Genomic DNA, 9,573 nt, shown 5'->3' with positions numbered 1-9,573 from the left:
AAGAAGCAAGAGCAGAAGCAAGAGCAGAAGCAAGAGCAGAAGCAAGAGCAGAAGCAAGAGCAGAAGCAAGAACAGAAGCAAGAGCAAAAGCAAGAACAGAAGCAAGAGCAAAAGCAAGAACAGAGCAAGAGCAGAAGTAAGAGCAGAAGCAAGAACAGAAGCAAGAGCAGAAGCAAGAACAGAAGCAAGAGCAGAAGCAAGAGCAGAAGCAAGAGCAAGGGCAAGAGCAGAAGCAAGAGCAGGAGCAAGAGCAAGAGCAAGAGCAGCAGAAGCGCAAGCAGAGGCAAGAGCAAGCTCATGCCCATAACGACCTGCAAAAAACACCCTGCAAGCGCGCATTTACGCGTTTGCAGGGTGCAAAGGTTTTACAGTTTCAGCATTGCGGAAAACTTGTCCGCTGTGAGCAGGTTGCCGACGTAAAAGTCGCCGAAGTCGCCGTAGCGTGCGCTGACTTCGTCGAAGCGCATTTCGTAAACAAGCTTTTTAAATTGCAGCGCATCGTCTGCAAACAGCGTTACGCCCCACTCCCAGTTGTCGAAGCCGACAGAGCCGGAAATGATTTGCTTCACTTTTCCCGCGTATTTGCGGCCGATCATGCCGTGGCTGCGCATCATCGTGCGGCGCTCGTCCATGCTGAGCATGTACCAGTTGTCGTTGCCATCGCGGCGTTTGTTCATCGGATAGAAGCAAATATGATTTGCCTTCGGAAGCGAAGGCTTTAGACGCGCGATGATTTCCGGATTTTGCAGCGGATCGGCGCCCGGTTGATTCACATAGTTGCTCAGCTCTACAACACTTACATAGGAATACGTAGGAACTGTAAATTCTGCAAATAATGTTTTGTTAAACGCAATCTCCACATCGTTAAGCTCTTCCAGCGTCTCCCGCAAGTGCATGAATACGAAGTCGGCTTTTTGGCCGACGATAGAATAAACCGCTACGCTGCCTTTTTTGTCGGCATCTACCTCAGCCCATTGGTTCAAAAACGTATGGAGCTCGTCCAGCGCGCGGCTGCGCTCCGCTTCACTTGCATTACGCCAAGCCGTCCAATCGATCGTGCGGAAATCATGCAAGGCATACCAGCCTTCTAATGTAATCGCTACTTCACTCATTTTTCTTCAATCTCCCCTCAAATCAATTGCCTTCCATAATTGTAGCTTAAAATTTCCGATAAGAGCAAATGTCTGACTTGTGACAATTGGACAATGCTAATTGACTTCCGGTTTGCCATTATTTAAACTGAAGAGCGAGAGCCTGAAAATAAAGGAGAAGAGTACATGCTTCAACTCATTGTAGCGACGGTGCTGTTTTTGGTCATGATGTTCGGCATCGGCTTTATTCTTAATATGCTTTTGAAAACAACCTGGTTTCCTATCTATGTGTTTATTATTGTACTGATTCCTCTCTACATATGGCAGACTTGGGACAATTCCGAGTCGTTTGCCGGTAATTTTGCTGCCTTCACATTCGTCGATCTGATCCCTGTTATCGGAGCGCTGGCAGGCGCTTATATTAGCGGTGCCGCGATTCGTGCTTTACGGCGCGGCGGCTATAAAATGTTCTAGTAATCGTAAAAGTGCCTCTTTAACAGGCGCTTTGCAAAGATGACGAAAATCCCTCATTCGGGGGATTTTTCTATTTTTCGAGCCCTCCTTATTGGTTCGATTTATGATAGAATGATAGAAAGTATGGATGGGATGGAGTAGATGCAATGCGCATCGGAAATCTGTTGCAGTACACGGAACACCACCGTTATTACATATTTCGTGATTTTTCGCTAAACAGTCTGGACTATAAAATGCTGTCACTCATCTATCAACCGATGATTGGCGGATTTGCCGTCGCTTTATTTCAACAGCTGTATCACGGAATTGCCGAGGGGATGACCGGCTATTCGCCGATCGAATCTCAGCGTAAGTTGTTTCTTGGCCTTGGCATGGATATGAATGAACGGGGCCGTAAATTTCTAATTGAACAAACCTCGCGTCTGGAGGCGGTTGGGCTGCTGCAAACCTCGCGGCTTGGCATGCCGGATCAGGCCGATGTCATTTTTGAATATGAATTGTCTCAGCCGTTGTCGCCGGCCGAATTTTTCCGCAATCAGCATTTGACGATGCTGCTGCGTGACAAGATCGGCAAATATGCAGTCATTTCGCTGCGTGAGCAATTTGGCGCGCAAGAGCCGGAAGAACTGGCGAACGCGAAGCAGATGATGACGAAAGAAAATATATCCGTTCCGTTCTATGAACTTTTTCAGCTCAACACCCAGTCGATTGATATCGAATTGGAGCAAGCGCTGAATGAAGTTGCTCCAACTAGACAGGCCGCTCAGCGTCCGCAGCTGGAGACGGCAGGCATTCCTTACGGCGATATTATTTTGCGCTTCCCGCGCAATTCGGCCAACCGCCGCTATGTGGAACGGCTTCGCAGCGACGCCGATCAGCTCGCGCAGGTCAACTATGTTGCCTACAAGTACAACTTATCCGTCGCCGATATTTGCCGTCTGCTTGACGAAGACGGTATTTTTTCCGAGCAAGAAGGCTTGAATGTGGATGAGCTGCAGTTGCGTGCTAATCAGCTCTACCGTCAGGACAAGAAGCGGGAAGGTGACAACCAGCGAACGGTAGCTAGAATGCAAGCCATATCCGCTCAAGAGGGAGAGGGCGACGCGGAGCTGGACGAGATAGGGGTGCTTGAAGAGTATTACTTGGGCGTACCTAGCCAATTGACAGGCCGCTGCGACATTCAGCAGTACAATATGCTGATGCGCAACGAGCCGCATACACGGTTTATGCAGCGTTTCTTCCCTGGCGCAGTACCGGATTGGATCGAGAGAACGTTCGAGCGTATCGATTTGAACTACCGGCTGCCGGCACCGGTTATTAATGTCCTTATTCATTATGTGATCGGAATGAATGACGCGCAGCGGGTTACGAAGACCTTTGTCGAAGCGGTCGTCTCCAACATGCTGATGAAGCAGATCGACAATTTTGAGAAAGCGGTTGTATATGTCCGCGAGCAAACGCAGGTCGAGGCTGACAAGGAGCGGAGGAAGGAAGCGGCTTCCACAGGCAGACCGGGCACAAGAGCCGGTGCTGGACGAAGCGCGGGGGGAACATCACGCAAGCCGGCCATTCCGATCGTGCAGGATAGTCCAGTCGATGGACAGTCATCGATTTCGCCGGAGAAGCTGGAGCAGATGCGCAATTTGGCGCGTAAGCTGGACGGCAAGTAAAGCACTACGAAATCCATGGATACGGGGTGAAGGAGAATGGAATCGCTTGGCGATTTGTTAAAGTCATGGCCGACAGGGCAAAAAATTACCGATCAGGCGGAGCAAAAGCTCGCTGAGCTGATGGCCGATCCGCTGGTCGCAAGACTGTTGGACAAACATCCCGAGCTTGACGAGCAAGCGGTTCGTCTCAACTTGAACCGTGTTTATCAATATGTAACCGAGTATCGCAATTGCACCAATTGTCCGGGACTAGAGAAATGCCCGAATGATTTCGAGGGGCATTATACGCTGCTATCCTGTGAGACGGTTAACGATCAGCCGCAAATTTACGACCGCAAGGTTTCGTGCAAGAAGTTTATTTCACGGCGCAATGAGGATCAGATCAAAAGCCGGATCCGCAGCTTTTACGTCGATGAGACAGCCTTGCAAAACGGCTATTCGGCCGATGAGATTCTATTCAAGGATCCAAAACGGACGGAAGCCGCTTATCAGATATTGGACTATATCGTCCGTACGAAGGAAGAAGGATTGCAGCAGGAGGGCCTCTATCTTGCGGGGACTTTCGGAACGGGCAAAACGTTTCTCATGTGCTATTTGCTGCACGAGCTGGCCAAGGCGGGATTTTCCGGGGCGATCGTCTATATGCCGGAATTTGTTGAAGATTTGAAGTCGATGATGCATGAACCCGGCAAGCTCAGAGAGACGGTCGAGATGATGAAGGAGACCGACTTGCTTATTTTCGATGATATCGGGGCGGAAAATTTGAATCCATGGGTGCGAGATCATGTACTTGGGTCGATTCTGAATTACAGAATGAACCGCAAACCGACGCTTTATACGTCTAACTATGGTCTTGACGCGCTGGAGCAGCATTTTAGCTTCACGAGCAAGGATGGGGACGAAAGGCATAAAGGCCAGCGGCTGATGGATCGGATTCGGCCTTATGTACAGGTCGTTATGGTAACAGGCGACAATAAACGCGGTCGGAAGTAACGGGGGTTTTTAGTATAAAAAGGGACAGAGTTTGGGTAATTACCCGGGCTCTGTCCTTTTTTTATGGAGCAGCACCACTACGCATGCCATGTTTTATTTACAATGCTAAAACAATTATAACTTTAACCATTTACCGCGTTAATACATTGTAGTATACTTTTCCAAAAGGAGGGGATGAGAATATGTTCCAAAAGTGGATGATATATAAGCGGGTGAACGTTTCTTTATTTAATAACTCAGAATGAAGCGGGCCTGTCAACATTTCCATATTAGGTTTGAATTTGTCTAATTACAATAGTTACGACAAAAATAGTCAGAAAATTTGGAATAATATAATAAATTGGTACTTATGGCCGAATATCGTTCAGGAACTTAAGCCTAGACCGTTCGCAGCGAGTTTTACTGCGTAAAACTTTTAGCATACTCTTACGCAGCGAGTTTTGCTGCGCAAAACTTTAAGCATATCCTTACGCAGTAAGTTTTACTGCGTAAAACTAAGCAAATCCTTACGCAGCGAGTTTTGCTGCGCAAAACTTTTAGGAGGCATGGTAGCTATGTTATTAATGAGTCGACAAGCGAAATATTTGCTGGCCTTATGTATGGTTGTTGTATTGCTTGCAGGATGTACAAGTAAAAATAATGAACCCAAAGGCACCAATGAGTCGCCTAAGCCTACAGATTCAGCTACGCAAGCTCCTTCGGAAACACCAGTAGACGATGGCAAAACACCAAAAGTCGGCGGTACACTCACAGTCAGTACTTTTAGTGATATCGTATCCGTCAATCCATTATTCGTGCAAGATACCGCGTCCGGCGATATCAACTACCTTCTTTATGCAGCACTGTATAACTTGGACCGTTCCGGCAATATCGTGGCAGAGCCTTGGTCGCTCGCCGCTGGGCTTCCTGAAATATCGGAAGACGGCAAGACGTATACGATCAAATTGAAAAACAATGCCAAATGGAGTGACGGACAGCCGATAACGGCCGATGACGTCATCTATACAATTAATACAACCATTAATCCTGACGTTGGCTCACCAGGAATTGCTACGCTGGATAAAGTGGATAAAGCCGAAAAAATCGACGACTACACCTTGAAAATTACGCTTAAACAGGTGTTTGCGCCGTTCCAATATTCCTTGATGTTCAGTCCGGTTCCCGCTCATATTTTGAAGGACGTCAACCCGAAGGATTTGCAAAAAGATCCATACGGCAAAGATCCAGCCAAGACAGTCACGAGCGGACCGTGGAAATGGACGGAGTGGAAAACCGCTCAATATATTACGGTTGATGCTGATCCGAACTATTGGGGAGAAGTAAAACCGAATATTCAGAAGATCGTCTACAAAATTTATGCCGACCAGAATACCGAGGTCCAGGCGCTGCTCAAAGGTGATGTGGATACGACGCTGGCCATTCCGCTTACACAGCTTGAGGCAGTCAAGAAAAACAATAAGATCAATCTGATTACAGGCCGGACCTCTTCCTATGAATATATAAGCTTCAACTTTGATCCGAACAACCACCCGGGTAAGTTCGTGCCGTTCGCTTCACAAAAGACGAGACAGGCAATTGCACATGCCCTGAACCGTCAAGGAATGGTCGATAATGTACTGAAAGGCTCGGGCGCATTGATGAACTCGCCGTTCATGCCGGGTTCATGGGCAGACAGCCCTGAAGCAGTCAACTATAACTATGACGCCGAACAAGCGAAGAAGCTTCTGGCTGAAGACGGTTGGGTGGCCGGCAAAGACGGCATTCTGGTGAAGGACGGCAAACGTTTCTCCTTTGAGCTTCAATACAACTCCGGCAACAGCCGCCGTGAGCAAGTGTCGCAAATTATTCAGCAAAACCTGAAGGACGTCGGCATCGAAGTGAAGCCGAGAGCGATGGATTTCGCAACATGGATCGATCAAAATATTACGCCGGGCAAATACCCTGCGATCTTGCTTGGCTGGCAGCTTAGCAATCCGGATCCGGACTCGGAGAGCATTTTCTCCTCCAAGTACTTCCCGCCTGCTGGACAAAATACCGGCTGGTACAAAAACGAGACGCTCGATAAGCTCTGGGTAGACGGCTATTCGACAGTGGATCAAGCTGAACGCAAAAAAATCTATGATCAAGCGGCCAAAGAAATTTCGACCGATCTTCCTTATATATTCTTGTACCAATACGGCAATCCGCAAGGCATTGGGCCGAAGGTCAAATTCGCCGATGAAGACGCGCCGGAGCCGTCCCATCAGACGGGATACTTCTACCACATCATCAAATGGTGGCTGACCGAATAGTTGCTGCACACGTAGAAGTATAATCCGTATGCTCATGGCAGAGTGCCGGGAAGGGAAGATGTCCCGGTGCTCTGCCGGCGGCATTCGTCAGGAGGATGGCGATGACCGAATTCATCATTAGAAGATTGCTGCAATCCGTCTTGGTATTATTCCTCATTACAATTTTAACGTTCTCACTCATCCATCTGGCTCCAGGCGGACCGTTCCAAATTATGCTTTCTCCCGGCTTATCCCCCGAAGCAATGGAGACGCAGGCACGCAATCTTGGCCTTTACGATCCGGTGCCGGTTCAATACTTCAGATGGCTAGGTGATTTGCTGCAGGGCGATTTGGGCTACACGTTCAAAAATCATATTCCTGTCGGCCAAATTATTTGGCCCACTGTCAGCAATACGATCGTTCTGATGGGCGCTGCTTGGTTTCTGACGCTGCTGATCTCCATTCCATGGGGCATTTATAACAGTACGCGCGTATACAGCCTGTCCGACCAAAGCGCCTCCTTTATTTCCTATTTAGGCTTTGCAATGCCGACCTTTTGGTTCGGAATCATTTTACAGCAAGTTTTTTCGCTTAAGTTGGACTGGCTTCCTTTATCCGATATGTACACGATGGGCAAGGAAGGCGATCTTGGTGATCTTCTGATGCACTTAATACTGCCGGTTACGGTGCTGACGCTTGGATTTCTGGCAGCTTACGTCAAATATTCGCGCGCAAGTATGCTGGAGGTGCTTCATCAGGATTATATCCGGACCGCTAGAGCAAAGGGGGTCAGGGAGGGGCGCGTTATTTACAAGCACGCCTTGCGTAATGCCCTTATTCCGATTATTACAGTAGTCGCTCTTGATTTGCCTCTGCTGGTTGCAGGTGCGGCTTTGACCGAAAATGTGTTCAACTGGCCTGGCATGGGACGTCTGTTTGTCGAAATGGCTGTCGCCCGCGAATATTCGGTGCTGATGGCTATAACAATGATTGTTGCTGTCATCGTTATTGTAGGAAACTTTGTTGCAGACGTATTGTATGCGGTCGTAGATCCGCGGGTTCAACTCAATAAGAGAGGGGGAAAAGCCGCATGACCTCTCCTTCTTCCCGCGTTCAAAGCACGTCCAGCCAGCCGGTCAAGCCGGAGCCGAATACGCCGCCGGGCAACAAGCTGAGCAAGCCCCCGGGGCCGTGGCGTATCGCATGGGCTGCCTTCCGGCGTAATCCGTATGCAATGGCCGGACTGGTTGTACTTAGTTTTTTTGTTTTGGCAGGGCTGTTTGCGCCGTTTCTGACAAGCTATGATCCGGCAAAAATCGATTTGATGGCTGCCAATTTGAAAGCAGGCTCGGAGGGTCACTTGCTGGGCACTGATGAACTAGGACGTGACACGTTCACCCGTTTGCTGTACAGCAGTCGTGTATCCCTTCTGGTCGGCTTCTTGGTCGCTCTTGGGTCTGTATTAATAGGAAGTGTTGTGGGCTCCATATCGGGCTATTTCGGCGGCTTCATCGATACGGTATTTATGCGGCTCGTGGATGTGATGAACTCCATCCCGCTGCTTTTTTTGAACATTCTCGTACTAGCGATTTTCGGGACGGAGTTTAGATACTTGATTATGGTACTCGTTCTGACAAGCTGGATGAGTGTTGCGCGCCTGGTACGGGGAAATTTCCTTCAACTGAGGGAAATGCAGTACGTAGAGGCGGCAAAGGCAATCGGCGTGTCCAACTGGGGCATTATTTTCCGCCATTTGCTCCGCAACGCAAGCTTTCCGATTATCGTGAACGCAACTCTGATGGTGGGCGGGGCTATTTTAAGCGAATCTGCGCTCTCCTATCTCGGATTGGGAATAAAAGCTCCGCAAACGAGCTGGGGGCTTATGCTTAGCAATGCACAGGAGTTTATGCTCGTCGATCCCATGCAAGCCGTATATCCGGGCTTATGTATTCTCATTGTCGTGCTGGCGGTCAATTTCATTGGCGATGGTATCCAGGATGCGTTAAATCCGCGTAAAAATACGACGTTAATCGGAAGGAGGCTGGACAGATGGCGGAAAAGCTTCTCGAAATCCGGAACCTGACCGTCGGCTTTCAGACGGATAATGGCGTAGTGAAAGCAACGGATCGGGTAAATCTGACGCTGAACAAGGGTGAGACTGTCTGTCTTGTCGGGGAGTCCGGCAGCGGCAAAAGCGTAACTTCGCTTGCTGTTATGCGCTTAATTGAGTATGGAGGCGGTGCTATCTTGGAAGGCAATGTCGGCTTCAAGGGCAATGACCTGACAAGCCGCAGCCAAGAGGAAATGATCCGTATCCGGGGTAATAAAATTGCAATGATTTTTCAAGATCCGATGTCGGCGCTCAATCCCGTATACAGCGTAGGCGATCAAATTGCTGAAAGCGTCATGCTGCATCAGAAGAAGAGTAAAAAAGAAGCTTGGAAAACGGCCGTTCATTTGCTTGGTTTGGTAGGCATCCCTGCACCGGAGATGCGAGTCAAGCAGTATCCTCATGAATTGTCGGGCGGAATGTGTCAGCGTGTCGTTATTGCAATCGCCCTTGCTTGCGATCCCGATCTGCTAATTGCAGACGAGCCGACAACAGCGCTTGACGTTACGGTACAGGCGCAAATATTGGACTTGCTTCGCAAGCTGCAGAAGGATTTGGGTATGTCGATCTTGCTTATTACCCATGACATGGGTGTGGCTGCCGAGATGGGCGACCGGATTGCCGTTATGTATGCAGGGGTCATTGTGGAAGAAGGGGCGGTTGGGGACATTTTCGCGAATCCAAGTCATCCTTATACAATGGGGCTGCTTCAATCGGTGCCGGGTTTGGAGGGAGCAAGAGGCGAAGAACTCTATACGATCCGCGGCAATATCCCGAGTCTGAATCAGCTGCCAACGGGCTGCCGTTTCCATCCCCGCTGTCCGCATGTAAGGGAGCGTTGCAGGACCACCGAGCCGCCTGTTTTTAAAGTAAATCCCGACCATCAAGCGGCCTGTTGGATGTATGCAAGCGGCGGTGATTCTGAAGCATGGAGACAGGAATCGGAGCAGAGGAGCTGAGGATAT

9 protein-coding genes are annotated in these 9,573 nt (G+C 49.1%); 7 read left to right on the top strand and 2 right to left on the bottom strand.

Going from position 1 to position 9,573, the window contains the following annotated elements; translation table 11 throughout:
- Together TY10_RS15625 and hemQ are read right to left on the bottom strand one after the other, a co-directional pair.
- The coding region (locus TY10_RS15625) for a hypothetical protein (protein WP_202903193.1) at nucleotides 1-324 on the bottom strand (324 nt) is incomplete at its 3' end.
- A gap of 41 nt (nucleotides 325-365) precedes the next feature.
- A complete protein-coding gene (gene hemQ / locus TY10_RS15620) occupies nucleotides 366-1,112 on the bottom strand; it encodes a hydrogen peroxide-dependent heme synthase (RefSeq protein WP_042165321.1) in 747 nt (248 codons plus the stop codon).
- A gap of 165 nt (nucleotides 1,113-1,277) precedes the next feature.
- Here hemQ and TY10_RS15615 point away from each other — a divergent pair, with 165 nt between their 5' ends.
- The 7 genes from TY10_RS15615 to TY10_RS15585 all read left to right on the top strand — a co-directional run bounded on the left by TY10_RS15615 (nucleotide 1,278) and on the right by TY10_RS15585 (nucleotide 9,567).
- Complete coding sequence (locus TY10_RS15615; RefSeq protein WP_042165318.1) at nucleotides 1,278-1,565, top strand: YuiB family protein; 288 nt, start codon at nucleotides 1,278-1,280, stop codon at nucleotides 1,563-1,565.
- 146 nt (nucleotides 1,566-1,711) lie between these two features.
- Nucleotides 1,712-3,235 carry a replication initiation and membrane attachment family protein gene (locus TY10_RS15610; protein WP_042165316.1) on the top strand — a complete coding sequence of 508 codons (1,524 nt, stop codon included), beginning with the start codon at nucleotides 1,712-1,714 and terminating at the stop codon, nucleotides 3,233-3,235.
- 36 nt (nucleotides 3,236-3,271) lie between these two features.
- Nucleotides 3,272-4,228: a primosomal protein DnaI gene (gene dnaI, locus TY10_RS15605; protein ID WP_042165311.1), complete on the top strand. Its 957-nt coding sequence runs from the start codon at nucleotides 3,272-3,274 to the stop codon at nucleotides 4,226-4,228.
- 563 nt (nucleotides 4,229-4,791) lie between these two features.
- Nucleotides 4,792-6,519 carry a peptide-binding protein gene (locus tag TY10_RS15600; RefSeq protein ID WP_420329413.1) on the top strand — a complete coding sequence of 576 codons (1,728 nt, stop codon included), beginning with the start codon at nucleotides 4,792-4,794 and terminating at the stop codon, nucleotides 6,517-6,519.
- A gap of 101 nt (nucleotides 6,520-6,620) precedes the next feature.
- Complete coding sequence (locus TY10_RS15595) at nucleotides 6,621-7,592, top strand: ABC transporter permease (RefSeq protein WP_042165306.1); 972 nt, start codon at nucleotides 6,621-6,623, stop codon at nucleotides 7,590-7,592.
- The gene (locus TY10_RS15590; RefSeq protein ID WP_042165303.1) at nucleotides 7,589-8,581 is read left to right on the top strand and encodes an ABC transporter permease; all 993 of its coding nucleotides are present in this window, start codon (nucleotides 7,589-7,591) and stop codon (nucleotides 8,579-8,581) included. Before TY10_RS15595 ends, TY10_RS15590 begins: the two co-directional genes overlap by 4 nt.
- Nucleotides 8,548-9,567: an ABC transporter ATP-binding protein gene (locus TY10_RS15585; protein WP_042165299.1), complete on the top strand. Its 1,020-nt coding sequence runs from the start codon at nucleotides 8,548-8,550 to the stop codon at nucleotides 9,565-9,567. The genes TY10_RS15590 and TY10_RS15585 overlap by 34 nt, the downstream gene beginning before the upstream one ends.
- Nucleotides 9,568-9,573 lie beyond the last annotated feature (6 nt).

This window comes from Paenibacillus gorillae (genome assembly GCF_000513275.1).
GTDB classification, from domain to species: Bacteria; Bacillota; Bacilli; order Paenibacillales; family Paenibacillaceae; genus Pristimantibacillus; species Pristimantibacillus gorillae.
Note: the sequence above shows the minus strand (reverse complement) of the source record. Positions and strands in the feature narration are given on the sequence as shown.